This window comes from Streptomyces sp. NPDC093089, from assembly GCF_044754405.1.
Taxonomy (GTDB): domain Bacteria; phylum Actinomycetota; class Actinomycetes; order Streptomycetales; family Streptomycetaceae; genus Streptomyces.
The window spans coordinates 171395-197330 of sequence record NZ_JBIVPA010000015.1 but is presented as its reverse complement, the minus strand read 5'-3'; the positions used below and the strand labels follow the sequence as shown (position 1 = coordinate 197330).

23 protein-coding genes and 2 pseudogenes are annotated in these 25936 nt (G+C 72.5%); 13 read left to right on the top strand and 12 right to left on the bottom strand.

Features of this window, described 5'->3' with window-relative positions; genetic code table 11:
• Nucleotides 1–45 precede the first annotated feature (45 nt).
• Both ACIQFX_RS31440 and ACIQFX_RS31435 read right to left on the bottom strand, forming a co-directional pair.
• Nucleotides 46–1032, bottom strand: coding sequence for an Acg family FMN-binding oxidoreductase (locus ACIQFX_RS31440; RefSeq protein ID WP_402470237.1), 987 nt, complete (start codon nt 1030–1032; stop codon nt 46–48).
• 26 nt (nt 1033–1058) lie between these two features.
• Nucleotides 1059–1682: a CBS domain-containing protein gene (locus ACIQFX_RS31435; protein WP_402470235.1), complete on the bottom strand. Its 624-nt coding sequence runs from the start codon at nt 1680–1682 to the stop codon at nt 1059–1061.
• 245 nt (nt 1683–1927) lie between these two features.
• Here ACIQFX_RS31435 and ACIQFX_RS31430 point away from each other — a divergent pair.
• Nucleotides 1928–2236: pseudogene (locus ACIQFX_RS31430) on the top strand (universal stress protein); the annotation flags it as partial.
• 38 nt (nt 2237–2274) lie between these two features.
• Here ACIQFX_RS31430 and ACIQFX_RS31425 read toward each other — a convergent pair.
• Nucleotides 2275–2478 carry a hypothetical protein gene (locus ACIQFX_RS31425; protein WP_402470344.1) on the bottom strand — a complete coding sequence of 68 codons (204 nt, stop codon included), beginning with the start codon at nt 2476–2478 and terminating at the stop codon, nt 2275–2277.
• Between the two features lie 47 nt (nt 2479–2525).
• On the opposite strand from ACIQFX_RS31425, the gene ACIQFX_RS31420 reads away from it, so the two are divergent.
• The 3 genes from ACIQFX_RS31420 (at nt 2526) to ACIQFX_RS31410 (ending at nt 5556) form a co-directional block, all read left to right on the top strand.
• Nucleotides 2526–2831 (top strand): hypothetical protein, encoded by a 306-nt coding sequence (locus ACIQFX_RS31420; RefSeq protein ID WP_402470343.1) that lies wholly within the window; start codon nt 2526–2528, stop codon nt 2829–2831.
• A complete protein-coding gene (locus ACIQFX_RS31415; RefSeq protein WP_402470335.1) occupies nt 2828–3688 on the top strand; it encodes a universal stress protein in 861 nt (286 codons plus the stop codon). Before ACIQFX_RS31420 ends, ACIQFX_RS31415 begins: the two co-directional genes overlap by 4 nt.
• A gap of 134 nt (nt 3689–3822) precedes the next feature.
• Nucleotides 3823–5556 (top strand): GAF domain-containing protein, encoded by a 1734-nt coding sequence (locus ACIQFX_RS31410; protein ID WP_402470333.1) that lies wholly within the window; start codon nt 3823–3825, stop codon nt 5554–5556.
• 149 nt (nt 5557–5705) lie between these two features.
• On the opposite strand, the gene ACIQFX_RS31405 is transcribed toward ACIQFX_RS31410, so the two are convergent.
• The 3 genes from ACIQFX_RS31405 to ACIQFX_RS31395 all read right to left on the bottom strand — a co-directional run bounded on the left by ACIQFX_RS31405 (nt 5706) and on the right by ACIQFX_RS31395 (nt 8960).
• A complete protein-coding gene (locus ACIQFX_RS31405) occupies nt 5706–6389 on the bottom strand; it encodes a response regulator (RefSeq protein WP_402470233.1) in 684 nt (227 codons plus the stop codon).
• 118 nt (nt 6390–6507) lie between these two features.
• Nucleotides 6508–8361 carry an alpha/beta fold hydrolase gene (locus tag ACIQFX_RS31400; protein ID WP_402470231.1) on the bottom strand — a complete coding sequence of 618 codons (1854 nt, stop codon included), beginning with the start codon at nt 8359–8361 and terminating at the stop codon, nt 6508–6510.
• Complete coding sequence (locus tag ACIQFX_RS31395; protein WP_402470230.1) at nt 8358–8960, bottom strand: TetR/AcrR family transcriptional regulator; 603 nt, start codon at nt 8958–8960, stop codon at nt 8358–8360. The genes ACIQFX_RS31400 and ACIQFX_RS31395 overlap by 4 nt, the downstream gene beginning before the upstream one ends.
• Before the next feature lie 475 nt (nt 8961–9435).
• Here ACIQFX_RS31395 and ACIQFX_RS31390 point away from each other — a divergent pair.
• From ACIQFX_RS31390 to ACIQFX_RS31375, 4 genes and pseudogenes are all read left to right on the top strand, one after another.
• Nucleotides 9436–9678: pseudogene (locus ACIQFX_RS31390) on the top strand (L-lactate permease); the annotation flags it as partial.
• Between the two features lie 259 nt (nt 9679–9937).
• The gene (locus tag ACIQFX_RS31385) at nt 9938–10789 is read left to right on the top strand and encodes a glycerate kinase (RefSeq protein ID WP_402470228.1); all 852 of its coding nucleotides are present in this window, start codon (nt 9938–9940) and stop codon (nt 10787–10789) included.
• Nucleotides 10789–11541: a VOC family protein gene (locus ACIQFX_RS31380; protein ID WP_402470331.1), complete on the top strand. Its 753-nt coding sequence runs from the start codon at nt 10789–10791 to the stop codon at nt 11539–11541. The genes ACIQFX_RS31385 and ACIQFX_RS31380 overlap by 1 nt, the downstream gene beginning before the upstream one ends.
• Nucleotides 11542–12064: 523 nt before the next feature.
• The gene (locus tag ACIQFX_RS31375) at nt 12065–13462 is read left to right on the top strand and encodes a sulfatase (protein ID WP_402470227.1); all 1398 of its coding nucleotides are present in this window, start codon (nt 12065–12067) and stop codon (nt 13460–13462) included.
• Between the two features lie 45 nt (nt 13463–13507).
• Here ACIQFX_RS31375 and ACIQFX_RS31370 read toward each other — a convergent pair whose 3' ends face one another.
• The 5 genes from ACIQFX_RS31370 to ACIQFX_RS31350 form a co-directional block, all read right to left on the bottom strand.
• A complete protein-coding gene (locus ACIQFX_RS31370; protein ID WP_402470225.1) occupies nt 13508–14107 on the bottom strand; it encodes a TetR/AcrR family transcriptional regulator in 600 nt (199 codons plus the stop codon).
• A 122-nt stretch (nt 14108–14229) separates the two neighbouring features.
• Nucleotides 14230–15828, bottom strand: a complete 1599-nt coding sequence (locus ACIQFX_RS31365; protein ID WP_402470223.1) for a succinic semialdehyde dehydrogenase — start codon at nt 15826–15828, stop codon at nt 14230–14232.
• A 25-nt stretch (nt 15829–15853) separates the two neighbouring features.
• Nucleotides 15854–16774 carry an acetoacetate decarboxylase family protein gene (locus tag ACIQFX_RS31360; RefSeq protein WP_402470221.1) on the bottom strand — a complete coding sequence of 307 codons (921 nt, stop codon included), beginning with the start codon at nt 16772–16774 and terminating at the stop codon, nt 15854–15856.
• A 340-nt stretch (nt 16775–17114) separates the two neighbouring features.
• Complete coding sequence (locus tag ACIQFX_RS31355; protein WP_402470219.1) at nt 17115–18359, bottom strand: NADH:flavin oxidoreductase/NADH oxidase family protein; 1245 nt, start codon at nt 18357–18359, stop codon at nt 17115–17117.
• Between the two features lie 330 nt (nt 18360–18689).
• Nucleotides 18690–19664: an alpha/beta hydrolase gene (locus tag ACIQFX_RS31350; RefSeq protein WP_402470217.1), complete on the bottom strand. Its 975-nt coding sequence runs from the start codon at nt 19662–19664 to the stop codon at nt 18690–18692.
• A 388-nt stretch (nt 19665–20052) separates the two neighbouring features.
• On the opposite strand from ACIQFX_RS31350, the gene ACIQFX_RS31345 reads away from it, so the two are divergent.
• From ACIQFX_RS31345 to ACIQFX_RS31325, 5 genes are all read left to right on the top strand, one after another.
• Complete coding sequence (locus ACIQFX_RS31345; protein WP_402470216.1) at nt 20053–20775, top strand: type 1 glutamine amidotransferase domain-containing protein; 723 nt, start codon at nt 20053–20055, stop codon at nt 20773–20775.
• A gap of 77 nt (nt 20776–20852) precedes the next feature.
• On the top strand, nt 20853–22286 hold the full coding sequence (locus ACIQFX_RS31340) for an aldehyde dehydrogenase family protein (protein WP_402470214.1): 1434 nt from the start codon (nt 20853–20855) through the stop codon (nt 22284–22286).
• 268 nt (nt 22287–22554) lie between these two features.
• Entirely contained in the window at nt 22555–22722 is a 168-nt protein-coding gene (locus ACIQFX_RS31335) for a hypothetical protein (protein ID WP_402470212.1), read from the top strand.
• Nucleotides 22723–22952: 230 nt separating this feature from the next.
• Nucleotides 22953–23405 carry a DUF5709 domain-containing protein gene (locus tag ACIQFX_RS31330; protein WP_402470211.1) on the top strand — a complete coding sequence of 151 codons (453 nt, stop codon included), beginning with the start codon at nt 22953–22955 and terminating at the stop codon, nt 23403–23405.
• Nucleotides 23406–23653: 248 nt separating this feature from the next.
• Nucleotides 23654–24622, top strand: coding sequence for an NAD(P)H-quinone oxidoreductase (locus ACIQFX_RS31325; protein ID WP_402470210.1), 969 nt, complete (start codon nt 23654–23656; stop codon nt 24620–24622).
• A gap of 83 nt (nt 24623–24705) precedes the next feature.
• Here the strand turns inward: ACIQFX_RS31325 and ACIQFX_RS31320 are convergent, their stop codons facing one another.
• A complete protein-coding gene (locus ACIQFX_RS31320; RefSeq protein WP_402470208.1) occupies nt 24706–25893 on the bottom strand; it encodes a PucR family transcriptional regulator in 1188 nt (395 codons plus the stop codon).
• Nucleotides 25894–25936 lie beyond the last annotated feature (43 nt).

Genomic DNA, 25936 nt, shown 5'->3' with positions numbered 1-25936 from the left:
CGGAGCAGCCGTACGGGGCGGACCGGACGCCGCCGTTCGCGGGGCTCAGACGAAGGTGAGCACCTCGGACACGGGGCGCCGAGGGGTGGCCGTGCCGCGGGGCCCGTAGCCGAGGCGGAGCACCATGTGGACGTAGCCGGTGGCGGAGGCCGGATCCCGCGCGTCGGAGCGGAGTTCGGGCCATTCGAGGGGCTGGGACATGAGGGAGGTGGACAGGCCGTCGAGGGTGGCGCGGAGCAGCACCCGCTGCAGGGCCTGACCGGCCTTCAGCCAGTCCCCCGGGGTGTCCTCGGTCGTGCCGAGGAGGACGATGCGGGGGCGCTTCTCGAAGCGGGCCGAGGGGCGGTCGGTCAGGTGGCGCGGCGCGTCGAAGTCCCGCACCGGAGAGGTCACGTCGTACTGCCGCGGGCCGAGGGCGTACGGGGGGATGCCCTCGGTCGCGGCGCCGTCACCGGTCCCGTCCGCGCGGATCCAGCCTGCGACCTCCGCGCGGACCGAGTCGTCCGCGGCCTCGTACAGCTCGGAGGCGTGGACGAGGCCCATGACGGTGTCGGTGTGCCAGGCTCCCGGCACCTCGAGTCGGCAGCCCTCCAGGAGGGCTGCGGCCTGGAGGTCGTCCAGGACCTCGGAGGGGACCGGCTCCTCGGTGAACGGGAACCGGCTGGTGTGCCGCTCCCGCAGCACCGGCCGGAGTGCGGCCAGCCCCTCGTCGGCGGTGGACTCCCGGACGCGGACGTCCGCGAAGTGCCAGGGGTCCCCGCGGGTGGGCAGCAGCGACGGCACGGCCTCCAGGGCGTGGTGGGCGGCGGCGACGCGCAGATTGAACAGGGCGGCGCCGCAGCCGAGATGGAGGGCGCGGTGGTCGGGGTCCTCGCGCGGCATCTCGCGCGAGGGGTCCCCGTACAGCTCGATGACGGCGGTGCCCGTCCGGTGGACGAACCTCCACGGCTGCGCGTTGTGCATCGACGGCGCGGTGACGGCGTCCTCGACCAGCGAGGTGACGAGAGGCCGGGGCAGATCGGTGGTGGACACGGTTCCTCCCGTCCGTGTGCGCGGGTTCATTCGAAGACCCCGCGGGTGGTACGCGCCGTGGGCGCGAGTCGGGTGTCGTCCTCCAGGGCGGAGAGTCGGTCCACGACGGCGACGACGCCGTCCACCCGCTCGGCGAGGCCGACGAGCATCCGGGCCTGACTGCGCCTCCGCAGACGGCCTTCCAGGGTGACCACGCCGTCCAGGACGTGCACGTCCACCACGTCGCGGACCAGGCCCATGACGTCGCCGAGGACGTCCTCGCGGATGCGGCGCCGTATCTCCGGGTCCGGACGGAGGAACACGCAGAGCAGGTCGCGGCGGGTCACGATGCCCACCAGTCGCTCCTCCTCGTCGATGACCGGAAGGCGCTCCACTCCGCGACGCACCATCAGGCGGGCCGCGTCCGCCACCGACTGCTCGGCGTGCACCGTGACGGCCGGCGCGGTCATCAGCTCGCGCACGGTCCGCTCCCGATGGGCCAGGAGGTCGCTCTCCGACACGACGCCGAGCACGCGGTCGTCCTCGTCCACGACGGGGACCCCGGTGATGTCGTGCTCGACGAGCAGTTTCGCCACGTCCTTGAACGAGGCCGCGGGGGCGGCCGAGACCACTTGGCCGGTCATCAGTCCGCCGACTTTCAAGTGCTTCATCGCCGCTCCTCCTGTTCGAACGTGTCGCCGCTCCGCCCCTCGTCACCACCGTCGTCGGTCCGCGGGCGGCCTGCGAGGGCCGAACGGTCCCCCGCCGGGCCCGACCGGCCTCGGAGCGGCGCGCCCCGGTGCCCGCGCGCCCGGCGTGGGACCTTCGGGCCCCGGCCTTGCCCCCAGCGGCCCTCCGCCCTCCCCGGCCCGGATGCCAGGGTGGGACCAGTCCCCGGAACGGACGAGGAGGGACCATGCAAGCGTCCTCGGGCCGTCCCGGCCCCGGCCGGGTCGTCGTCGGAGTGGACGGCTCGCCGTCCGCGCGCTCGGCGGTCGTGTGGGCGGCCCGGGAGGCCATGCGGCGAGGCGGCGAACTGGTCCTCGTCCACGCGACGGACACCGAAGCGGGTGCGAGGACCCCGTCCCTCCCCGGGGCGGAGGCCGACCGGAGGCGCCGGGACGGTCGCCGACTGCTCGACGAGACCGCGGCGGCCGTCGCGGCCCGCCGCCGCGGGCTGACGCTCGTCACCGCGCTCGACGACGGCCCGCCGCCCGAAGCGCTGCGGCGTGCCGCCGGCCTCGGCGGAACGATCGTCGTCGGTCACCGCGGGCTCGGCGGGTTCCCTCCCTCCTCCTCGGCGCGGTCGGTCTCGAAGCCGCGGCGTCGGCCACCACACCGGTGGTCGTGGTGCGCGGGGCCGCCGAGCCCGCCGTCTCCGGCTCCGTCCTCGCGGCCGTACGGGACACCGGCGACCTCGGCTGCGCCACGGCGGCGGCACGCGAGGCCACGCTGTGCGACGCCCACCTGCGACTCCTGCACATCTGGAGGGAGCCCCCCCGGGGGTCCGTCCGGTGCCGCGGAGCGGAGCGGAGCACGACGCCCGGGAGCACGTGCTGCCGTTGTCCGAGGTCGCCGACCGCGTCCGGGAGGAGTTCCCCGAGCTGACGGTGCACGCCGACGGCGAGAAGAGCCACAGCGTGGCCGGTGCGCTCGTCGACGCGTCCCACCACGCCGACCTCCTCGTCGCCGGCGGCCGACGGTCCCCGGGAAGTCTCGGGCCCACCCTCGGGTGGACCACCCTGAGCCTGCTGCAATACGCCCACTGCGCCGTGGAGCTCATCCCTCGGCACGGCCCCGGACACGGGAGTCCCTCATGACCGGCACCGACCGGCGGGGCGACGTCGTCGTCGGCGTCGACCCCGTCAGGAACTGGCACCTCGCCCTCGCCTGGGCGGCCGACGAGGCGGACCGGCGGGGCGTGGGGCTCCGTCTCGTCGTCGCCGTACCGCCGCCGCACGACGGACAGCACCCCGCCGACACCACCCGGCACGCGGCGCGCACGACGGCGGGCAGGGAAGCCCTGCGCACCGCGCTCGACTGGGCGCGGGCCCGCCGTCCTGCCGTCACGGCCGCCTCGGCCCTCTTCGACGGCTCCCCCGTGGCAGTGCTGACCGGCCAGTCGCGGGGCGCGTCCATGGTCGTGCTCGGCTCCCGGCATCTGAGCCGAACCGAGGAGTTCCTGAGCTCAGGCTCCCTCGTGGTGCCCGTCACCGCCCGGGCCGAGTGCCCCGTCGTCGTCGTGGGGGACGCGGAACACGTCACCCAGGAGCCGGCCTACCTCGTGGTCGGCGTCGACGGCAGCGCCTCCTCCGGGGTCGCGCTGGACCTGGCCTTCGAGGAGGCGGACCTCCGACGCTGCGAGCTGCGTGCCGTCGCCGTCCGGCAGCAGCCCGTCTTCAGCCCGCACACGGACGACACCCTGTTCCACGCCGAGCGGCGCCTGCTGGCGGAGACCACCGCCGGCCGGGCGCAGCGGTACCCCGACGTCCGGCTCACCCACGAGGTGCTGACCGGCTCGCCCGTCGAGACGCTGGCGCAGGCCGCCGAGCACGCCCTGGCCGTGGTCGTCGGCCGGCGGGGCCGCGGCGGGTACACCGGGATGCGCGTCGGATCCGTGGTCCACGGGCTGCTGCACCGAGCGCACTGCCCGGTGATCACCGTTCCCGACGTCTGAGCCCGCCACGAACGACGTCGGCGGGCGGGCAGGGCGTGGCGTCCGCGTCGGCAGGAACGGAACGGACATCCGGACTACCGTGAAGGAGGGCGCGACGGGTGACGTTCGCGCCTCTGACGCGACCGGAGGTGTCGATGGGCCGGGAGGAGGCCGAGTCCGCGGACGCGCGGCTGCCACGGCTGAGGCTGGACGAGCTGCTCGACGAGCTGCAGGCGCGGATCGACGAGGTGAGGGGCACCAGGGACCGGCTCAACGGGTTGCTGGAAGCCGTCATGTCCGTGGGCCGGGAGCTGGACCTGCCGCACGTGCTGCACGGCATCGTGGAGGCCGCCGTGTCCCTCGTGGACGCCGAGTACGGGGCCCTGGGCGTCATCGGTGACGACCGCAGGCTCTCCGAGTTCGTGCCCGTCGGCATCGACGACGCCCTGCGCGGGCGGATCGGCGCGCTGCCGTCCGGGCACGGCATCCTCGGCGAGCTGATCCGCAACCCCAAGCCGCTGCGCCTGCCCGAGCTGTCCGAGCACCCGGCCTCGTACGGCTTCCCGCCCCACCACCCGCCGATGCACACCTTCCTCGGCGTCCCGATCCGCGTCCGCGACGAGGTGTTCGGCAACCTCTACCTCACCGAGAAGCGGGGCGGAGCCGACTTCGACTCCGAGGACGAGGCCGTGGTGACGACCCTGGCCGTCGCGGCCGGCATCGCCATCGAGAACGCCCGCCTGTACGAGGAGGGACGACTACGGCAACGCTGGCTGTCCGCAATTTCGGGCATCACCAGCGCCCTGCTGTCCGGTGCGCAGGAGACGGAGGTGCTCGGCGGGATGCTGGAGCAAGCCGTGGACATCGCCGGCGCCGACGTCGGGGTCTTCTATTTCGTCGGGCAGGGCGGCGAGCTGCGCGGATCCCTGGCCAGCGGCGAGGGCGCCGAGGCCCACCGAGGCGTCGTGCTGCCCAGCAGCGAGGGAACCCTCGCCGCCGCGGCTCTCGAAGGGGACGGCCTGGTCACCGCGGCCGATGTCGAGAACGACGCGCGCATCACGGTTCAGCCCGAGCGCTGGCACGGGTTCGGACCTGCGGTGGCCGTCACGGTGGGCACGAAGGAGCGGCTGAGCGGTGTGATGATCCTCGCGCGGCGCCGCGGACGGTCGCTTTTCGCGGGTGTGGAGATCATCGCCTTGCCCGGATTCGCCGGACAGGCCGCGCTCGCCCTCGAACTGGCCGAGCGGCGCCGCGACGCCGAGCAGGTGAGCCTCCTGGAGGACCGCGACCGCATCGCCCGCGACCTGCACGACCTGGCCATCCAGCGCCTCTTCGCCACCGGCATGACCCTGCAGAGCGCCCGCCGGTTCGTCGAGCACCCCGAGGCGGCGGAGCGGCTGACCCGGGCGATCGACGACCTGGACGCCACCATCAAGATCATCAGATCGACCATCTTCGCCCTCCGGGAACACGAGACCCCCGGAACCGCCCCGAGGCTCAGGAACCGCGTCGTCAAAGCGGTGGACCAGGCCGCCGCCGCGCTCGGCTTCGCCCCCGCCCTGCGCATGGAGGGCCTCCTCGACACCGACGTGCCGGCCGACGAGGCGGAGGAGGTCGTCGCGGTGATCGGAGAGGCCCTCACCAACGTGGCCCGCCACGCGCGGGCCCGCCACGCCGAGGTGGCCGTCGTCGTCGAGGACGGCGTCCTTTCCGTGACGGTGAGCGACGACGGCGTCGGCGTCCCGCCGGGCGTCGCCCGCAGCGGCCTGCGCAACCTGACCGAGAGGGCCGAGCGACTGGGCGGCGACCTGTCCGTCGGAGACCGACCGGACGCGGCCGGCGGAACCGTACTCGCATGGCGGGTCCCACTGCCGACCGACGAGCGGTGACGGCTACCGAGGTCGGAGGGCGGTGACGGCTGTAGGAGGCAGGGAAGCGATGACGGCCACCGCGCCCGGGGAGCGGTGACGGCCACCGCGGCCGGAGAGCGGGGACGCTTGTCCGCGGCCCCGGCGAGCGGTGACGGACGCTGCCCCGGCTACCCCTTCTCGGACTCGTGCCCGTGGACCTGCGCCGCGATCACGGCCGCCTGGACCCGGCGCTCCACGCCCAGCTTGCCGAGCAGCCGTGAGATGTGGTTCTTGACGGTCTTCTCCGACAGGTACAGCCGCTCGGCGATCTGCCGGTTGGTGAGCCCCTCGCCGATCAGCTCCAGCACGGAGCGCTCCCGCTCGGACAGCGCCGCCAGACGCTCGTCCTCCGGTGGCGTGGCCGCCTCCGGGGCGCGCAGCGAATGCATGAGCCGGGCGGTCGTGGCCGGGTCGAGCATCGACTGCCCGGTGGCCACGGTCCGTACCGCCGACACCAGATCCGCCCCCTTGATCTGCTTGAGCACGTATCCCGCGGCCCCCGCCATGATGGCGTCCAGCAGCGCGTCCTCGTCGTCGAAGGACGTCAGCATCAGGCACGCGAGCCCGGGCATCCGGGAGCGCAGTTCCCGGCAGACGGCGATCCCGTCGCCGTCGGGCAGCCGGACGTCGAGGACCGCGACGTCGGGGCGCAGCGCGGGCCCCCTGGCCAGTGCCTGGTCCGCCGTGGACGCCTCCCCGACGACCTCCATGTCGGGCTCGTCGTCGATCAGGTCGCGCAGACCCCGCCGGACGACCTCGTGGTCGTCCACGAGGAAGACCCTCGTCGCACCGGCGGCCGGCAGATCGGTCATGGCAACCCCTGTGGTCGGTAGGTGTCCCGCTGCCCCCACAAGGATTGTCCGTCATGCGGCGGCTTCGTGGGCGCCGAGATCCCTCCGGACGCCGACGCCCCCTTCCCCGCCGCCACGGTCACGGGCCCGTGTGTACGGCTGTGACGCCCCCTTCCGTCCGGGTGACGCGGATCGTCGTCCGCTCGCCGACGGCCCGGGCGACGTCCTCCGCGTGGGTGAGCTGCGGATGGTGCCCCGCGCCGGCGATCACGGTCACGGTGACGTGCGGGAGGGCGTCCAGCAGCGACCGCCCCTCAGGGGTGAGGGGGTCGTCGGAGCCGACGACGATGTGGACGGGACCGGGGTAGCGCCGCAGCTCGGCCCGGAGGTGTGCGCGCCACCGCGGGTCCGCACTGGCGGCCAGGAGCCCGGCAGCGGCGGCCGCGGTGCCGCGGCGCAGATCCGCGACGGCCGGTCGCAGCGACGCCGCGTGGTCCGCGGTGCCGGTCAGCCGCTCGGCCAGCGCGGCGGGAGCGATCCGGCTCAGGAACCGGCGGGTCAGGGGCGCCCACGTGACGGCGCGCGGCGGGGCGGCCTGAAGGAAGAACGGTGCCACGAGCGTGAGGCGCTCCACCGCGTCGGGGTGGGCGGCCGCCGCCTCGACGGCGGCGGCGGCTCCGATGGAGTGGCCCACCAGGTGGCGGGCGCCGGTCTCGGTCACCAGCGCGGTCGACCAGGACGGCCAGTCGTCGCGGTGTCCGGTGCTCATGCCCAGGCCGGGGAGGTCGACGGCGCGGGCGTTCCCGACGGCCGCGACGACCGGCGCCCAGGTGTCGGCGTTGACCGGCAGACCGGGGAGCACCACCGTGGGCGCGCCGGCCTCGCCCAGCTCGAAGGTCCGTACGCCGCCGGTCGTCGTGAACCGTCTGTCACCCGTGGGCGCGTCGCCGAAGCGGTGGGCCGCCAGGTGGTCGGCCCAGCGGCGGATCGTCGTGGCGGTGTCCGGCATGGTCAGCCCGTGCCGGGCGGCCACGGCACGGGCCGAAGCGGTCGGGTAGCGATCGGACGACAGGAACGTCAGCGTCTCCGGATCGGCCTGCGTGAGCCGGCGGGGAAGCCGCTTGAGCAAGGCCACCGGAACCCGTGCCCGGGGCGCCTTGACGCCGTACTGCTCCGCCACGCGCGTGAGCAGCTCGGGCAGCGCGGGCGTGTCGTCGTCCAGGATCCAGTACGCGGTCCGCTCGGTGTCCGGGTCCGTCGGCAGCAGGGTCATGAACCGGGCGAGGTGGTCGGCCGCGACGACGGGCACGAACGTCCGGGCGTTGCCCGGGAACGCGGGGAGCGATCCCTGCCAGAGGGCGTTCATGTTGGTGGCGAGCCCCAGGTACTGGTCGGACTCACCGGTGGCGCTGTCGCCGATCACACTGGCCGGATTGACGATGGACCACGGAACGCCCGCGCTCGTCGCCGACTCCCGGAACACGGCGTCCGCCTCGACCCTGGACGCCTCGTACGCCCCCAGCGCCCGGTAGGTCGCGCGTCGGCGCTCCTCGCTCCACGGGGCCGAGTCCTCCCCGCTCACGCGGTACCCGGAGATCTGCACCAGACGGCGCAGGCGCGGCAGCCGCGCCGCGAACGCGACGACCGCGCGCACGCTGTCGACGTTGGCGTGACGTGCCTCGTCCTCCGCCATCCCGAACCGGAAGGCGCCGGCGCAGTTGTAGATCTCGGTGACGTCGTCGAGCTCCCCGGTGCCACTCCCGGGGCCGCCCTCGCCCTCGATGAGCGACGCCTTCGTGTAATCGACCCGGAAGTCGGCCGGGGCCTCGCCGTACCCGTGCCCCGCCAGCCACCGGGCCAGCCGCCGAGAGGACTCGTCACTCCGACTCGCGGTACTCACCCGCACGCCGGCCTGCCCGAGCGCGAGCACCACGTGGCGCCCGATGAATCCGCTGGCACCCAGCACGAGTGCGTGCCGCTCCTCCGCGCTCACGCCGAGACCTCCGTACCGTCCGCCAGCAGTACGGCGACGGCCTGCGCCGCGCAGTACAGCGGCTCGGTCGACCGCTGGGCACGGGACACGATCACCGCCCCCTCCACCATGCTGACCACGGCGGTCGCCAGCGCGCGGGCGACGGCGCGGGGCCGGCCGTGCGCGACGAGCAGTTCACTCACCGGCGCGATCCACGACTCGAAGGCGTCGGCGCAGGCGCCGCGCAGCCGCTCGCTCTGCGCCCCCATCTCCAGCGTCACGACCGAGACCGGGCACCCCAGTTGGAAGTCACTGCCGTCGAGCATCCCGGCCAGCTCGTCGATCACCCGCCCCAGCACCTCGCCCACCGCGGCCGGCCCCGTCGCCGAGTCCGCCACCAGCGCGCTGAACCGCGCGGCCGCGAGCTCGACCGCCTTCTCGCCCAACTCCTCCTTCCCCTGCGGGAAGTGGAAGTACAGCGACCCCTTCGGCGCGCCCGCGTGCTCCACCACCGCGTTGAGTCCCGTACCGCTGTACCCGTGCCGCTGGATCAACTCCAGCATCGACTCCGCCAGCCGCGAGCTGGTCTCGGTCCCCTTGGTTCCCTTGGCTCCAACCATGACTGAAGAATAGACCGGTCTATATATTTTTCAAGATGTCAGGCCCAAGGTCATGGCGAGATCGGCGTCGGAGTCGTGGCGGAGTCGTGGCGAGCGGGTGGCGGGACTCCCGTGAAGGCCGCGCCCCCGACCCCTGCTGTCGAGGGCCGGCGTTGCCGCTGCGGCCGGGATCCGGCCCACTGCGCCGACGGGCGTCGTTCGCCCGTCTCACTCGTCGCAGTACTCGCAGTCGTCGCCCTGGACGCGCGCCCCGAGTGCCCGCGCGATCCGGCGCATCTTCGCGATCAGGATCCCGTCGGGGTTCTTCACCACGACCCGTCCTTCCTCCCAGTTCAACCAGGCGTCGCGGGTGTCCCGTTGGGGGTGGCTGCCCATCCGGGCCAGCCAATCGTTCCGGTACTCGAGTCCGGAGTCCTCGGCGCCGGGGGAGGAGGCCCGGGCCGCTCGAACCGTCTCCAGGTCGGGGTCTTCGGCGACCGCCGCCCACAAGACCGGACTCGACCCGGTCCTGCTCGCCGCGGCCAACTCCACCGGCGGTGTCCTCGGCGAGGTGCTCTCGCCGCAGAACCTCGCCGTGGCCGCCGCCGCGATCGGCATGGCCGGCGGCGAGAGCACCATCTTCCGCAAGGTGCTCGGCTGGAGCCTCGGCATGCTCGCCGTGTTCGCCGTACTCATCCACCTGCAGTCGACACCGGTCCTCGGCTGGATGACCGTCTGACCGCCGCCCCGCGGGCCGTCACGACGGGAACCGGCCGCGCGCCCCGTCGACAACGGTCGGCCCCGTCGACCTTGGCCCGGCTGTGCCTCCGCCGCCGGGTCCGGCAGCAGGACAGCGACACCCCACCCACGGTCCCGGGGGCCGGAGCGAATCGCTTCATCGCCCCGCGGCACACAAGCCCGCGGCACCCGGCCCCGGGACCCCACGCCCTCCCCGTCAAGGACGGAACAACCATGCGCGGCCTCTGCGCCCCGACAAGATGCGCGGCTCGCTCGACGCCGCCGAGGCCGCCGCCGCCCTCGCCGCCGGTGTACGCGCGGCAGGCGCCACACCCGTCGAACACCCCCTCGCGGACGGCGGTGAAGGCTCACTCGCCACCGTGCAGGCGGCACGCGGCGGGGCCGTACTGGACGTCGACACCTTCGACGCGCTCGGCCGCCCCCTGCGCAGCCGCATCGGCACCCTCGGCGACGGAACCGCCCTCGTCGAAGCCGCCGAGTCGATCGGCTGGGACCCCCTGCACACCGGCGGGCACGACGTCATGCGCGCCTCCGGCGCAGGCCTCGCCGCCCCCGTCCTCGCGGCGGTACGGCAGCGATCCCGCGAGATCGTCGTCTTCCTCGGCGGTACGGCGACGATGGACGGCGGCCTTGGCCCCCTCGCCTCCCTCGGCGCGGACATCCGCGACGCGGACGGCCGTCTCCTCGACGGCGGTGCGACGGACCTCGCCCGCGTCCGTTCGATCGACCTCACCCCCGTACGCGGGCGGCTGGCCGGTCACCGACTGCTCATCGCCACGGCCGACCTCACCCGCACCGCCTACGCCGTCTGCCGCCACACCGCCCTCCGGCACGAGCGGCGCGAGGGCCCCTGGCGAAGTGTTCTCCGGGGAGGGGGAGTCGGCGGGTACGCCCCTCCGGCGTGGTCCGACGGCAGTCCGCACCCGCGCCCCCCCGCCCCGCGCCGGTGTGCTTCACCCGTACGGTTCGATTCCGCGCGCACGGCCCGGGTACGGGATGGCCTGTCCTTCCCCGAGCGGCATTTCCGGAGGTATCCGTGCCCGAGAAGAACGGCCCCTACAAGCTCGGCACACCGTGCTGGATCGACCTGATGGCCCCCGACCAGCAGGCCGCCATCGACTTCTACTGCGACCTCTTCGGCTGGCAGGGCGAAGCGGGGCCGGAGAAGACCGGTGGCTACGCCGTGTGCAGCCTCAAGGGAAAGCCGGTCGCCGGGATCATGAAGGCGATGAACCCGGACGGGACGGTCCCGGATCTCATGCCGCCGACGGTGTGGACGACGTACCTGTCGACGGACGACATCGATGCCACCGTCAAGTCCGTCACCGATGCCCGCGGCACGGTCATGATGGGCCCGGTGGACGTCATGGACCTCGGGCGGATGGCGGTGATCGCCGACCCGGCGGGCGCCGTCTTCGGTCTGTGGCAGCCCGGCACCTTCGACGGCGCGGGGATCGTCAACGAGCACGGTGCCCTCATCTGGAACGAGCTCGCCACCGGCGACACCCGGGCCGCCTCCGCCTTCTACTCAGCGATCCTGCCCGTCACCACGGCCCCTTCCGAGACGCCCGGGGTCGAGGGCTACGTCGAGTTCCAGGTCGCCGGGCGTGCCGTGGGAGGCATGATGGACCTGGCCGGCATGCCCGCCGGCGTGCCGCCGCACTGGCAGCCGTACTTCCACGTCGACAGCGTGGACGAGGTCCAAACAGCGGCCGTACGGGCCGGCGCCACGGTCCTGGCCCCGGCCTTCGACATGGCCGCGGGCCGCATGGCCGTCCTCGCCGACCCGCAGGGCGGCGCGTTCTCCGTCATCACGTCGCCGACCCAGGACGACCCCGCCTGACGCCGCAGGGCGCGCGGGCGACACCGTCCCGCGCGCCTCGGGTCACCGGGCGTGCTCGGCCCTTCACGGCCACCTCCCTTGACCAGGGCCGGACTTGGTCGCCCGTACGGGCTCGGTGCGCGCCCGGAAGTGCCGACGCGCAGGAACGCAGTCGACCTCACGTGAGTTCTCCGCGAGGACCGGAGCGGGCGCGCCCCGTGAAATCGCCTTGCTGGAAAGGCATTTCATCCGCCGTACATGGAACGGCGGACCCGCCCGCCGTACTGTCGTGGCCATGGCAGCAGGAATCCTCACTGCGCGCCGCCACGTCGACCAGGGGCGCGTGGCCGGCGCCCTCTGTACGGTCGCCCCGGCGCGCTGAACGCGCCCCTTCCCTCCCCACGGGATCCCCACCTGGCGCCCCCACCTGGCGCCCCCGCCTGACTCCCGTCTCCTCCCCTTCCCCACCGCGGTACCGACGCGCGTCCCCCGTGCGTCCGTCCGCCGTGCCCCTTGTGCACCCGCACCCAGAGGAATGGACATCATGAGCGAGAATCGACGCCCGCAGGTGAGCCGGCGAGGCTTCCTCGGCGGCGCCGCCGCGGTCGCGGCCGCGACCGCCGTGCCCGCCTTCGCGCAGGCCGCCGGAGCCGTCCCCGCCGCAGGCCGGCCGAACATCCTGCTGATCGTCACCGACGACCAGCCCAAGCACACCGAATGGGCCCTGCCCAAGACCCTGGCCTGGCTCGCCGACCAAGGCGTGAGGTTCACCAACGGCCACGTCACCACCCCGCTGTGCTCGCCCTCCCGCTCCAGCGTCTTCTCGGGCCGCCACGCCCACAACCACGGCGTGCGCAACAACAAGGCCTCGCACGCGCTCGACCAGAGCACCACCGTGCAGAAGTACCTCAAGCAGGCGGGCTACCGCACCGGCCTGTTCGGCAAGTACCTCAACTCCTGGACCCTGGCGGACAACCCGCCGCACTTCGAGGAGTTCGCCCTCCTCCAGCCCGGCTACGTCGACGCCCAGTGGAACGTCGACGGCACCGTCCAGACGATCAGCGGCTACACCACCACCGTCGTCAGGAACCGCACCCTGAAGTTCCTCGACAAGGCCGCCACCGACACCAGGCCCTGGTTCGCGTACGTCACCCCGTACGCCTCCCACGGCCCGCGCACCTCCGAGGCGAAGTACGCCGGCACCCCCGTGCCCGACTGGAACGGCCGGCCCTCCGTCCCCGAGAACGACCGCAGCGACAAGCCCGCGTACGTCAAGAACGCCACCGGCACCCTCGCCGACGGCCGGACCGTCCGCGCCGAGCAGCTGCGCACCCTGCTGTCCGTCGACGACGCGGTCCAGGCCTTCAAGGACAAGCTCCAGGCCCTCGGCCAGCTCGACAACACCCTCGTCATCTACATCGGCGACAACGGGTTCAGCTGGGGCGACCACGGCTGGACCGCCAAGTCGGTGCCCTACCGCCCGGCCCACGAGGTGCCCTTCTACCTCTCCTGGCCGGCCGGTGGACTCGGCGCGGGAACCGTGGACGACCGCATCGTCGCGAACATCGACATCGCGCCGACCATCCTCGACGCCGCCGGCATCACCCCCGGCGCCCCGCAGGACGGCACCTCCCTGCTCTCCTCCCGGAGCCGCGACCACCTGCTGGTGGAGTGGTGGAAGCAGGGCACCGCCACCGGAGGCGTACCGACCTGGTCCTCGTACGTGGCCAAGGACAAGCAGTACACGGAGTACTACGACCTGACCACCGACGGGAACGGCACCGTCTCCGGCACCGGCCAGGTCAAGTTCCGCGAGTACTACGACCTGGTCGACGACCCGTACCAGCTGACCAACAAGCTTTACCGGGCCACCCCGAGCGACGAACAGGCTCTCGGAATCCCCGCCCTGGCCACTCGACTCGCCGCCGACCGCACGGCCTGACCGGCACCACGGCCGAACCGCTCGTGCTCCTGCTTGCGCAGACCGCTACCGCGTCGCGGCCCGGATGGCGGGGGAGGCGGTGAACAGGGCGAACACGGAGGCGCGGACCTGGTCGGCGACGGCCTCGGGGGTGGAGGAGTCGAGCTTGCCGTCGAGGTGGAGGAACGCCAAGCCGTGGACGAGGGCCCACACGGTGGTCGACAGGGCGTCCGTGTCGTCGGAGCCGGGGAAGGCGTCGCGGACGATGCCGCGGACGTACTCGGAGATGGCGGCGGTCGCGGCGACGCGTTCCTCGCTGGTCGGGTCGCAGGGCTCGGCGAACATGGCGCGGAACAGCGCGGGGTGGTCGAGCGCGAACCGGACGTAGGCGACGGCGACGGCGGCGAGGTCGTCCGGGGTCGAAGGGGCGGGATGGGCCGTCGACAGGTACGTGGCGAGCTCCCGGTAACCCTCCGCCGCGACCGCGGAGACGAGTGCCTCGCGGTCCGCGTAGTGGCGGTAGGGGGCGGTCGCCGAGACCCCGGCCCGGCGCGCGACCGCGCGCAGCGAGAGGCCCGCGCTGCCGTCCTCCTCCAGCAGCTCGCGGGCCGCCCGCAGGCACGCGGCACGCAGATCGCCGTGGTGGTACGTGCTGCTCTGTGACATGGGGCCCACTCGCCTTTCCTGAGTCTGCACCGTTCACATGACGCTCCCCATGTGAACGGTGCATACATCATAAAGGATCGAAAGGGAAGAGGGAACTCGGGCGGTGTGCGGGTGCCCGGGGTTCAGCGGACGCCCACCGTCTTCATGGCCTTCAGGGCGCCGGTCAGCAGCGTGGCCCAGGTCTCCGGGCTGATGCGGGAAGGCGGATAGAAGCCCTGGAGCCGCTGGTGGGCGACGGTCTGCGCCTCGGTGTACTTGAGGATGCCCTCGGCGCCGTGGCGGCGGCCGAGTCCGGAGTCGCCCATGCCGCCCATCGGCGCGTCGATGCTTCCCCAGGCGGCGGCGAAGGACTCGTTGACGTTGACGGTCCCGGCGTGCACCCGGGCCGCGACGGCCCGGCCGCGCGCGCCGTCGCGCGACCAGACGCTGGCGTTGAGGCCGTACGGCGTGGCGTTGGCCAACGCGACGGCCTCGTCGACGTCGCGGTAGGAGTAGACGGAGACGACGGGGCCGAAGGTCTCGTGGTCGTACACGGTCATGTCCGGGGTGACGCCGGTGAGGACGGTCGGCTCGTGGAAGAGGGGGCCGAGGTCGGGGCGGGCCTTGCCGCCGGCGAGGACGGTCGCGCCCTTGGACACGGCGTCCTCGACGTGCTCCGTGACGGTCTTCAGCTGGGACGGCGTGGTGAGGCTGCCGACGTCCATGCTGTAGTCGTACGCGGCGCCGATCCTGAGCTTCCTGGTCCGTGCGACGAACGCGGCGACGAACTTGTCGCGGACGGACTCGGCCACGTAGAGGCGCTCGATGGAGACGCACAGCTGACCCGCGGAGGGGAAGCAGGCGTGGACGGCGCCCTCGGCCGCCTTCTCGATGTCGGCGTCGTCCAGGACGATCATGGCGTTCTTGCCGCCGAGTTCGAGGGAGGCGGCGATGAGGCGCTTGCCGGCGTCGCTCGCGATCCGGCGCCCGGTGGCGGTGGAGCCGGTGAACATCATGTAGTCGGCGTGGTCCATCAACGCCCCGCCGATGGAGCTGCCCCGGCCGATCACCATCTGCCACACGTCGGTCGGCAGGCCCGCCTCGTACATCAGGTCCATGGACCACAGCGCGGTGAGCGCGGTCTGCGTGTCGGGCTTCTGCACGACCGCGTTGCCGGCCGTCAGCGCCGCGAGGGTGTCACTGGCGGCCATGCTCAGCGGGTAGTTCCACGGCGAGATGACGGTGACGACGCCCTTGGGGTGGCGGAGCTCCGTGGTGTGGGTGAGGAGGGGGATCGCGCCGCGCCGCCTCCTGGGGCGGAGGTGCTTGGCGGCGTTGCGCGCGTAGTACCGCGAGACGATGCCGATGTCGACGACCTCCAGGAAGGCGTCGCGGCGGGTCTTTCCGTTCTCGGCCTGCATCAGGTCCAGTGCCTGGTCCTGCCGGGCCAGGACCAGGTCGTGGTAGCGCAGCAGGATCCGCTTGCGCTCCTCGATCGGGGTGGCCGCCCAGGACTTCTGCGCGCTCCGGGCCCGCGCGAACGCGGCCTCGACGTCCTCCGGCGTGGAGACCGGCAGGTCGGCCAACGGCTCGCCGGTGTAAGGGGCGTTGGTGGTGACCCGTGCCGCGTGGGGCGCGGCCGAGACCCGGGCGGCCAGCTGCTCCAGCAGACCGGGGGTGATGAACGCGGGCAGACCCGGGCCGCGGGAGGCGGTGGAAGGGACGGCGTGGTCGGTGACCATGACACGGACTCCTTGCTGCTCGCTGCTACTTGTTCCGGCTCCGGACCGACGTGGGCACCGGCATGTGGAGCGCGGCCTGGCCCTCGGTCATGACGTCGAACTGGATGGTCCGCTTCGGCTTGAGCGACCGCAGGTCGTCGGACATGCGGCCCTCGCCGAGCTGGAGGGTGATGCCGCCGGTGCCGCGCGTCGTACCGGCGTTCAGCACGTTGGTCTGGTTCAGCGTGGAGTGCCACGCGCCGTTGATCTTCGTGTACGAGGTGAGGGAACCGACGCGCCCGCCGCTCGGGTGGGCGCGCTGGGTCGGGGTGTTCGCCAGGAGGGACAGGTCCACCCCGCCTGCGTCGTTCGCCACGCGGGCCGTCGTCCGCCGGTCGTCGATGTCGACGTCGAGTCCGGTGACCCACTTGGGGAAGCCGTAGCCGTCGTGACCGCGGACCTGGGCGATGTCCGAACTCACCGGCAACGACAGCACGTAGCTGTGGAGGTGCTCGTTCTTCAGCCCGGTGACGAGGTCGAAGAAGCCGAGCCTCCCGTGCCGGGCGGGCTTGACGGCGATCCCGACGGCGGCCTCGGTGTAGAAGTCGATGTCGCACACGTCGTAGCGGAAGAACATCACCGAGACCAGCCCGAGGCCCGGCGCGATCTCCAGCGGCGAGAGCTCCTCCGGCAGCCGGCCGCGGATCGCCCGGGACGGCGCGAGCATCGTGAGCCGGGCGGTCGAGATCGTGTAGTAGAAGTTCGGCGTGAGCGTGGCCCCGACCGGGGAGTCGACCTTGATCTTGGGCAGTCGGCGGAAGAAGTCCACGCCGCTGACGCGGGGGTCGCGGGCGACGGCGTCGAGGTCGGGGTCCATCCGGTACCGGTCGTACAGCCCGCCCTTGGGGACGGTGACGGCGCGGCCGCCGAGGTCGACCTGGACGGTGTCCTGCTGAGTCGGAGACATGGGGGTCCCTCACTCTCATGTAAGCGGTGTATACATAGGGCTGTAGGGAGGGTGATGTGAGCAGCGTCAACAAGGGGGATTCTCGCGGGGTGCCGGGGTGCCGGGGTGCCGGGGTGCCGGGGTGCCGGGGTGCCGGGGTGCCGGGGTGCCGGGGTGCCGGGGTGCCGGGGGTGTCGGGGGTGCCCGGGGTGAGCGGAGGTCGTGCGTCTCGGGCGGCGCGGAGTGGCGGCTGCTCCGTGAGCGCGAGGGGCGATGTGGCGGCTGTTCCGTGAGTGCGAGGGGCGATGGTGCCGGGGCGGCACGGGGACGTGCGCGCCCCGGGGCTCCGTCGGCGTCGACGTCAGGCAGCGGTCCGGTAAGCGGCCAGCCAGGTGCGGTAGTTGCGCAGGGCGCGCCGCTGCTTGCGGTGTTCGGACACGAGGGCGACGGCCGGGTGCGTACCGGGCTTGGTGGCACGCCCGCGGGCGAGGCGGCGCATCTGGTGGCGGACCTGGGCCATGCCGGCGGCGGAGGCGAGGGCCTTGTCGGACCAGGTCACCGGCCGCATGGCGCGGTCGGCCTCGCGGCCCTGGCGCCAGCGCTCCGGGAGGTCCGGGGTCACGGCGAGCGCGGTGCCCATGCCGAGGACCGAGACGCCGCTGTCGAGAACCCTTTCCGCGGTGACGCGGCGGGTGATGCCGCCGGTGAGCATCAGGGGGAGGGGGCTGGTCCTGACGAGGTCCTTGGCGAGGTCGAGGAAGTAGGCCTCGCGTGCCTGGGTGCGGTCGTCGGCGGGGCGGCCGGTCATGGCGGGGCTTTCGTAGCTGCCGCCGGACAGTTCGACCATGTCGACGCCGAGGGGCTCCAGCATCTCGATCACCTGGCGCGCGTCGTCGGCGTCGAAGCCCCCGCGCTGGAAGTCGGCGGAGTTCAGTTTGACGGCGACCGCGAAGGACGGCGAGACGGAGGCGCGCACGGCGCGGACGATGTCGAGCAGCATCCGGGCGCGGTTCTCCAGCGATCCGCCCCACCGGTCGGTGCGCTTGTTGACCAGGGGGGAGAGGAACTGGGACAGCAGGTAGCCGTGGGCGGCATGGACCTCGACGCCGTCGAAGCCGGCCTCTTCCGCCCGCCGCGCGGTCACCGCGTACCGCGCCACGGTCTCCTGGATCTGCTGGGCGGTCATGGCCGTCGGCTTGCCGAAGCGGCCGCTGTGCTTGCCCAGGCTCACGCCGGTGTCCGTCGGTCCCCAGACGACGCCGGGCATGTCGGAGGTGACCTGCCGGCCGGGGTGGTTGATCTGCATCCAGATCGCGCCCCCGCCGGACTTCCCCGCCTCCGCCCACTCGCTGAAGGGCTTCAGGGGCGCGTGTTCGTCGAGCACGACTCCGGCGGGTCCGGTCATCGCCTCGGCGTGGACCATCACGTTCCCGGTGATCAGCAGGCCGGTGCCGCCGTCGGCCCAGCGCCGGTACAGCGAAAGCAGCTGCCGGCCGGGGAGTTGGTGGTCGTCGGCCATGTTCTCCTCCATGGCCGCCTTCGCGATCCGGTTCTTCAGCACCTGTCCGGAGCGCAGGGTCAGCGGCGAGAACAGTTCGCTGGTCATTCCGATCTCTCTTCCCTCTTGGCCGTGCACGATGTATGCACTACTCACATTAGGGCATCAATGTAATCACCGTAAACATCGAGGAGTGTGGGGTACGTCGCAGCCGGGTGGTCGCACCACCGCGGAGAACGCGGCGGGCCCGCCGGAGCCGTGATGGCACCGCCGGGCCCAACTGCGTTCTTTTGCAAGGTCGTTCGGTCACGCACACACACACGCGCACACGCGCACACGCGCACACGCGCACACGCGCACACGCGCACACGCGCACACGCGCACGCGTGCATGCGGTCGTGCAGTTGTGCTGTCATGCGTAGGGGAGCGCGGCGTGCGTCAGTCGCCGTGCAACGCCGTCCTGAGGGCGTCGACGGCGAGCTTGCGCGCGACGTTGGCGGCGCGGGTGTCGCGCAGGCTGTCCAGGAGGAGGAAGTCGTGGACCATGGCCTGGACGCGGACGGAGGTGACGTCGACGCCGGCCTCGCGGAGCTTGTTGGCGTACTGCTCGCCCTCGTCGCGCAGGACGTCGGCCTCGTCGGTGATCACCAGGGTGGTGGGGAGGCCCTTGAGCTGTTCGAGTGTCGCCTGCAGGGGAGAGGCGTACGGTTCGGCGCGCTTGGCCGGGTCGGTGGTGTACGCGTCCCAGAACCACTTCATGCCGTCGCGGGTGAGGAAGTAGCCCTCGGCGAACTGGAGGTAGGAGGGGGTGTCGAAGTCGGCGTCGGTCACCGGGTAGAGCAGGACCTGGGCCTTGAGGTCGATACCGCCGCGTTCCTTGTTCATGAGGGCGAAGACGGTGGACATGCAGCCGCCGACGGATTCGCCGGTGACCGCCACGCGTGAGGTGTCCAGGCCGTGTTCGGCGCCGTGTTCCATGACCCACTGGCCCACGGCGTAGTTCTGTTCGACCTGGGTGGGGTACTTGGCTTCGGGTGCGCGGTCGTAGACGGGGAAGACGCCTGCGGCGCCGGCTCCGACGGTGAGTTCGCGGAAGAGCCGGTCGTGGGTCTTGTCGTCGCCGAAGACCCAGCCGGCCCCGTGGATGTAGAAGACGACGGGCAGGGGGCCGGTGAGGCCCTTGGGGCGGATGATCCGGGTGCGGACGGTGCCCCATTCGCCGGCGTCCACGTCGACCCATTCCTCGTCGACCTCGGGGCGGGGCACGCTCGGGTCGACCTGCAGGCCGAGGAGGATCTCGCGGCCTTTCTCGGGCGGGACCTCGTAGATGCGGGGGTGGGGATCGGTCGCGTCGCAGAGCTCCTGTGCGGCCGGTTCGAGGTAAGGCGTGATCGGAGGAGGAAGCTCGGTCATGTCCACTCCATGTCGTGGGCACGCACATGCCCGGTCTTTGCGGCCTGACCGGCCGCGGGTGGTGTTCTCCCGCCCCGGGCGTCGAAGCCCCGGTCCCATCGTTTGCGCGCTGCCCACCCCACGCAACCCGGCTACGGGTGCCCCCGCGCGGCACCCGCCAGGGCATCGCCGGCCAGGCGGAGGAGGACGCGCGGTCGCCCGGCCCCACCTCAGGGCAGATGATGATTCCGGGCCACTCGCCCCGGAAGCGGAAGCGAATGTGGAAGCGAATGCGTAAGCGGAAGCGGACGTGAATCCGGAAGCGGATGCGGAAGTGGATGCGGAAGTGGATGCGCATGCGCATGGCCGTCACCGCGGCGGTGGAGCCGCCACAGGAGGAAGGGTCGTCATGACCAGGGTGCTGTTCGTGGTGTCCGCGGCTGACCGGTGGACCTTGCGGGGTGGGGAGGTGCATCCGTCGGGTTACTGGGGTGAGGAGCTGGCGGTGCCCCACAGGATCTTCTCGGAGGCGGGGTGGGAGATCACGATCGCGACGCCGGGTGGGAAGGTTCCGACGCTGGACGAGCTGAGCACGGGGCGGACGGCGGGGTGGCCGTCGAAGCTGCGTGAGGTGGCGGCGTATCTGGATTCGATCAAGGGGGAGTTGGATCGTCCGCGGGTGCTGGCGGAGATGGATCCGGACGATTTCGACGTGGTGTTCTACCCGGGTGGGCACGGGCCGATGGAGGACCTGTCGGTGGATCCGGTGTCGGGTGCGTTGATCACGAAGGTGCTGCGTTCGGGCAAGCCGTTGGCGTTGCTGTGCCATGCGCCGGCCGCGGCGTTCGCGGCGAGCAACGAGGACGGGTCGTGGCCGTTCACCGGGTACCGGATGACGGGGCTGTCGAATCTGGAGGAGAGGTTCAACAGTTTCGGTCGCAAGGCGGTGTGGTTGCTGGAGGACCGGTTGCGGGAGAGCGGTGCGGAGTACTCGAAGGCGCGCCTGCCGTTGCGGTCGTACGTGGTGGTGGACCGGAACGTGTACACGGGGCAGAACCCGCCGTCCTCCGAACGCCTCGCCGTACGCCTCGTCGCCGACGTGAACGCGGCGGCGACCGTCCGCCGGCCGTGATCGCGGCCCCCGACCGTCCGCCGACCGCAATCGCGGCATCCGACCGTCCCCACCCCACCGCCCGGAAGGTTCGCGCCATGACCGGCACCGCCGCTCCCCCCGCACGGCAGGACCAGGACATCCCGCAGGCCGTCACGGACCTGCGGGCCGCCTTCGACTCGGGTCTCACCCGACCGGCCGCCTGGCGCCGACGCCAGCTCCACGCCCTGCGGCGCCTCCTCGTGGAGCACGCCTCGGACGTCGAGGAGGCGCTCTACGACGACCTGCGCAAGGGCCGCACCGAGTCGCACGTCACCGAGATCGGCGGAGTCCTCGCCGAGGTCGAGCACGCCCTGCGCCATCTCGACCGCTGGATGAGGCCGCGGCGGGTCGCCGTCCCCCTGAACCTGAAGCCGGCGACGGCCCGCATCCACCCCGAACCCCTCGGCGTCTGCCTGGTCATCGCGCCCTGGAACTATCCGCTCGCGCTCACGCTGAACCCCCTGGTCGGCGTGCTGGCCGCCGGCAACGCGGCCGTCGTCAAACCCAGCGAACTGGCCCCCGCCACCAGTCGCCTGCTCGCCGAGCTCCTGCCCCGCCGGCTGGAGGCCGTCGCCGTCGTCGAAGGAGCGGTGGAAGAGACCACCCTGTTGCTCGCCCAGCGCTTCGACCACGTCTTCTACACCGGCAACGGCACCGTCGGCCGCATCGTCGCCGCCGCCGCGGCGAGGAACCTGACCCCCGTCACCCTCGAACTCGGCGGCAAATCACCCGTCTTCGTCGACGAGACGGCCGACATGGCCGTCACCGCGCGACGACTGGCCTGGGGCAAGTTCACCAACGCCGGCCAGACGTGCGTCGCACCCGACTACGTCCTCGTCACCCGCGCCGCACGCGACCCCCTGCTCGCCGCGCTGCCCCGCGCCGTCCAGGAGATGTTCGGCACCGACCCGCGCACCAGCGCGGACTACGGGCGCATCGTCAACGACCGTCACTTCCGGCGCCTGACCGGACTCACGGCGGAAGGCGAACTCGTCATCGGCGGGGTCTCCGACGCGGCGGACCGCTACATCGCCCCGACCGTGCTGACCGACGTGCCGACCGGGGCCCCCGTCATGACCGAGGAGATCTTCGGCCCCATCCTCCCGGTCCTGACCGTCGGCGGGGTCGACGAGGCCGTCGACTTCGTCAACGCCAGGGACAAGCCCCTCTCCCTGTACGCGTTCACCCGCGACAAGGCGGCCCGACAGGCCCTGTTGGAGCGGACCTCGTCCGGAGGGCTCGTCTTCGACGCAGCCATGATCCACCTCGGCGCCCCGAACCTGCCGTTCGGCGGCGTCGGGGAATCCGGCACGGGCGCGTACCACGGCCGGTCGTCCTTCGACACCTTCAGCCACCGCAAGTCGGTCCTCTCCAAGCCCACCAGACCCGACACCCTGCGCCTCATCTACGCGCCCCACAGCTCGCGCTCCTTCTCCTTCATCGCCAGGGCCGTGTCCCGGACCCACCCGCTCCTGGGCAGGAGGCGATGAGTACATCGCGTACCGGCCGCTGATCCGGTACGCGGCGACGGGCACGCACGAACGCCGCCGGGACCGGACCGGCGGCCCCGGACACGCCGGGTTGCGAGGGCACGGCAGGAGGGGATCATGGAAGGAAGAGCAGGGACACGGTGCGCTGTGTCCCCATGGCGGGTTCCGCGGGGCCGGCGTGAGCGCGGCGGTGGAGCCCCGCCGTCCAGCCTGTCGCCGACCGACGGCCGATGACTTCCAGGACTTCCAGCCCGTCAAAGAGGTTCCCATGAAAGAACCCGGCGATCCCCTCGCCTCGTGGACTGGCCGCCTCCTTCGGCTCGGCGTCGGCATTTCGCCCGAGGACGCCCGGAGATTCGTGCACGACCTGTACACCCAGGCCCAAGCCGATCTCGACGAGGAGCGGGCGGAGGCCGACTTCGAGCGGGAGGAGTGAACCCATGGGCAGCCTGTCACCGGGGTTCCACGGGAGGGCCCACGCGTTCGAAGGCCGGCTGCCGCCGGGGCGGTACCCCACGGAATCGTTTCCCGTCCTGTCCGCCGGACCCTGCGCGTCGTCACCCGGCCCGGTACCTCTGTCCTCAACTCGGCGGCGGAGCAGGCGCCTTCCGTTTCGCTCTCCCCTCCACCACGCCATGAACCGCGGTGCGGCGAACGGAGTTCCACATGACTGAGACCGAGGCATGGGGCGACGACGTCTACCAGCCCGACGGCAGCGAGGTCCAGGACGACGCGGGCGTACTGGACTACGAGGACACCCTCTACGCGCCCGCCGGCGACCCGCTCGACGAGGGCTACTCGCCGCCCGAGCGCCCTCTGGGCATCGAGCACGAGGGCGTGACCGCGGCGGAGCGCGTACGCGGCGAATCCCTCGACGCACGGCTCGCGCAGGAGGCGCCGGAGCTCGCCGCCCCCGAAGGCGACGGCCTCGGCGACGCCACGGACACCGACGGGGAACTCCTCGACGACCAGGTCGGCGGCCGCCGTGCCGGCCGCCTGCTCTCCGAGGACCAGGGAACCGGCCCGGCCCGATACGAACTCAACGCCCGCGACCTCGGCATCGACGGCGGCGCGGCCTCCGCCGAGGAGGCCGCGATGCACATCGTGGAAGAGGAGTGAGCCCCTCTCATGTTGACGCTGCACACTTCGAGACCTAATGTATGTACTGTAAACATCTGGCTCTCGGGTGTGCGGGGACCGGGCGGGTGCTCTCGCCCCGTCCCGGCCGCGCGCGATGTCGTGTTCGGGTCGCGCCCGGCACTGTCCGGCCTTCCGTAGGAACGCCGCGGACGCCCGGTTTCCCGGGACCCGCCCGTCCCCAGGACCCGCAAGAGCCCTTCTCTCGGTCATGGGAACGGAGTTTTGTCGTGAAGGCTGTGTCGATCACGGAGCACGGTGGTCCCGAGGTTCTGCGATGGGCCGAGGTCGAGGACCCGACGCCCGGCGTCGGTGAGGTGGTCATCGACGTCGTGGCCTCCGCCCTGAACAGGGCGGACGTCATGCAGCGCTGGGGGCTCTACCCGCTGCAGCCCGACTGGTCGCCGTATCCGGGCCTTGAGGTCTCCGGCCGCATCAGCGCCGTCGGCGAAGGCGTCACCGACCGGCAGGTGGGCGACGAGGTCTGCGCCCTGCTGACCGGCGGCGGCTACGCGCAGAAGGTCGCCGTTCCCGCCGGGCAGCTGCTCACGATCCCGAAGGGGGTCGGGCTGGCGGAGGCGGCGGGTCTTCCCGAGGCGACCGCCACGGTGTGGTCCAACCTCGTCATGACCGCGCATCTGAGGGCCGGCGAGACGCTCCTCGTGCACGGTGGCGCCGGAGGTGTCGGCACCACGGCCATCCAGATCGCCAAGGCGCTGGGTGCTCGGGTCGTCACGACGGTCGGCGGCGCGGAGAAGGCGGCCCGGGCCCGGGAGCTCGGCGCCGACGTGGCGATCGACCACCGCACCGAGGACTTCACGGAGCACGGCCCCTACGACGTGATCCTCGATGTCGTCGGCGGTGACTACCTGGAGCGCAACGTCCGCTCCCTGGCGGCCGACGGACGGCTGGTGGTGATCGGCCTCCAGAAGGGGCTGGAGGGGCAGCTCAATCTCGCGGAGATCGTCTTCAAGCGGGCTTCGGTGCACGGGACGACGCTGCGGACGCGCTCCAAGGAGTACAAGGCGGAGGTCGTGGCCGAGGTCCAGAGGAACGTCTGGCCGATGATCGAGAACGGAACGGTGAAGCCGGTCGTCGACCGGACCGTACCCATGGCCGACGCCGCCGAAGGGCACCGCCTCATGGAAGCCGGCGGCCACCTCGGCAAGATCCTGCTCGTGAACGACGGGAGCGCGTGACGGCCGGGAGCCGCACGCGATCCGGGCTCCGGGTGAGAAGCCGCACGCGACTCCACGCCCCGTACCCGCGCCCTCGCCGGTGCCTAGGACGCCGGGCGGGACACGTCGCCCCGCCCCGGACCGCGGACCGCCAGGAGCGCCGCGCCGATGTCGGCCGCCGCCCGCGGATCGGAGAGGGAGCGGCCCGTCAGCTCCTCCACGCGGCGCAGGCGGTAGCGGACGGTGTTGGGGTGGACGAACAGGCTCCGGGCGGCGGCGCCGGCCGAGCCGGCGGCGTCGAACCAGTGCTCCAGGGTGCGCAGGAGCCGGGCCCGTTCCGCTGCCGGAAGGTCGAGCAGCGGCCGGAGGACCAGTTCCATCAGGTGCGTGGCCTCGGCCGGAGCCGCGGCGACGACCATCGCCAGCGGATTGTCGTCGAAGCGGGCCACACCGGGGCCGGCACCCTTCAGCCCGGCGAGGGCGAGCCGGGCGAAGCGCAGCGCCTGAGGCGTGTCCCGCAACGAGGGGAAGCGCGGACTGAAGCCGACACGGGCGCGCGTCCGGCGCAGGACGCGCAGGCACGCGGTCTCCGCCGCCGCCGTGGGCAGGGCGATCAGTGCGAGCTGCTCGTCCGGCAGGAGCCGCCAGGCGGAGGGCAGGTTCGCCTGGCGCAGGGCCGCCCCCACGCCGGTGAGGGGCTCCTCGCCGGGGACGTCCACCTTCGCCGCGGCGACGGCGTAGGGCCCGTGCTCGGGCAGTTCGAGCTCGCGCGCCGCCTCCCACAGCGTGCGGTCGGTGACGATGCCCGTGAACAGCGCCTCCACCAGCGCGGAACGCCTCGCCTGCCCCTGCGAGGTGAGCTCCGCTGCCGCCTCGCGGTAGGCGACCGCCACCGCCTCCGCGTACAGCCCGGACAGCGCCCAGAACTCGGCCGACTCCGTCAGCAGCAGGTCGTCGGACACGTCCGGGCGCGTACGGGCCTCGGCGAGGATCTCCGTCCACAGGAGCTGCGAGCCGATCCGGTAGGCGTGCAGGGTGTCCGCCAGCGGAACCCCCTGCTCGGCGCGGAGCCGCCCGGTGTCGCGGGCCGAACTCGCGTCCGGAGCCCCTCCGACGCGGAGGTGGGTGAGGATGAGGTCCGCGTTCGCGGCGCAGGAGCGGCGCAGCGAATCCAGGGTGATCAGCGACTCGTCCCGGTACGCCTCGACGTCCGCGCGAATGCGCAGCGCCATGCGCTCGCCCAGCTCCGGAAGCCCGGACAGAAGCGTCTCCGCCACACCCGAAAGAATCATCTGCGCAGCCTAACGCCACCGTCTTGTCGCCCAGGACAATCCC

What these genes read in the sequence shown, in the direction of transcription:
- ACIQFX_RS31410 (WP_402470333.1), top strand. Translation starts at nt 3,823, where the DNA reads ATGGGCCGGGAGGAGGCCGAGTCCGCGGACGCGCGGCTGCCACGGCTG.
- ACIQFX_RS31340 (WP_402470214.1), top strand. Translation starts at nt 20,853, where the DNA reads ATGACCGGCACCGCCGCTCCCCCCGCACGGCAGGACCAGGACATCCCG.
- ACIQFX_RS31375 (WP_402470227.1), top strand. Translation starts at nt 12,065, where the DNA reads ATGAGCGAGAATCGACGCCCGCAGGTGAGCCGGCGAGGCTTCCTCGGC.
- ACIQFX_RS31405 (WP_402470233.1), bottom strand. Translation starts at nt 6,389, where the DNA reads ATGACCGATCTGCCGGCCGCCGGTGCGACGAGGGTCTTCCTCGTGGAC.
- ACIQFX_RS31415 (WP_402470335.1), top strand. Translation starts at nt 2,828, where the DNA reads ATGACCGGCACCGACCGGCGGGGCGACGTCGTCGTCGGCGTCGACCCC.
- ACIQFX_RS31330 (WP_402470211.1), top strand. Translation starts at nt 22,953, where the DNA reads ATGACTGAGACCGAGGCATGGGGCGACGACGTCTACCAGCCCGACGGC.
- ACIQFX_RS31355 (WP_402470219.1), bottom strand. Translation starts at nt 18,359, where the DNA reads ATGACCAGCGAACTGTTCTCGCCGCTGACCCTGCGCTCCGGACAGGTG.
- ACIQFX_RS31365 (WP_402470223.1), bottom strand. Translation starts at nt 15,828, where the DNA reads ATGGTCACCGACCACGCCGTCCCTTCCACCGCCTCCCGCGGCCCGGGT.
- ACIQFX_RS31320 (WP_402470208.1), bottom strand. Translation starts at nt 25,893, where the DNA reads ATGATTCTTTCGGGTGTGGCGGAGACGCTTCTGTCCGGGCTTCCGGAG.
- ACIQFX_RS31385 (WP_402470228.1), top strand. Translation starts at nt 9,938, where the DNA reads ATGCGCGGCTCGCTCGACGCCGCCGAGGCCGCCGCCGCCCTCGCCGCC.
- ACIQFX_RS31435 (WP_402470235.1), bottom strand. Translation starts at nt 1,682, where the DNA reads ATGAAGCACTTGAAAGTCGGCGGACTGATGACCGGCCAAGTGGTCTCG.
- ACIQFX_RS31360 (WP_402470221.1), bottom strand. Translation starts at nt 16,774, where the DNA reads ATGTCTCCGACTCAGCAGGACACCGTCCAGGTCGACCTCGGCGGCCGC.
- ACIQFX_RS31345 (WP_402470216.1), top strand. Translation starts at nt 20,053, where the DNA reads ATGACCAGGGTGCTGTTCGTGGTGTCCGCGGCTGACCGGTGGACCTTG.
- ACIQFX_RS31350 (WP_402470217.1), bottom strand. Translation starts at nt 19,664, where the DNA reads ATGACCGAGCTTCCTCCTCCGATCACGCCTTACCTCGAACCGGCCGCA.
- ACIQFX_RS31335 (WP_402470212.1), top strand. Translation starts at nt 22,555, where the DNA reads ATGAAAGAACCCGGCGATCCCCTCGCCTCGTGGACTGGCCGCCTCCTT.
- ACIQFX_RS31395 (WP_402470230.1), bottom strand. Translation starts at nt 8,960, where the DNA reads ATGGTTGGAGCCAAGGGAACCAAGGGGACCGAGACCAGCTCGCGGCTG.
- ACIQFX_RS31380 (WP_402470331.1), top strand. Translation starts at nt 10,789, where the DNA reads ATGGCCCCCGACCAGCAGGCCGCCATCGACTTCTACTGCGACCTCTTC.
- ACIQFX_RS31370 (WP_402470225.1), bottom strand. Translation starts at nt 14,107, where the DNA reads ATGTCACAGAGCAGCACGTACCACCACGGCGATCTGCGTGCCGCGTGC.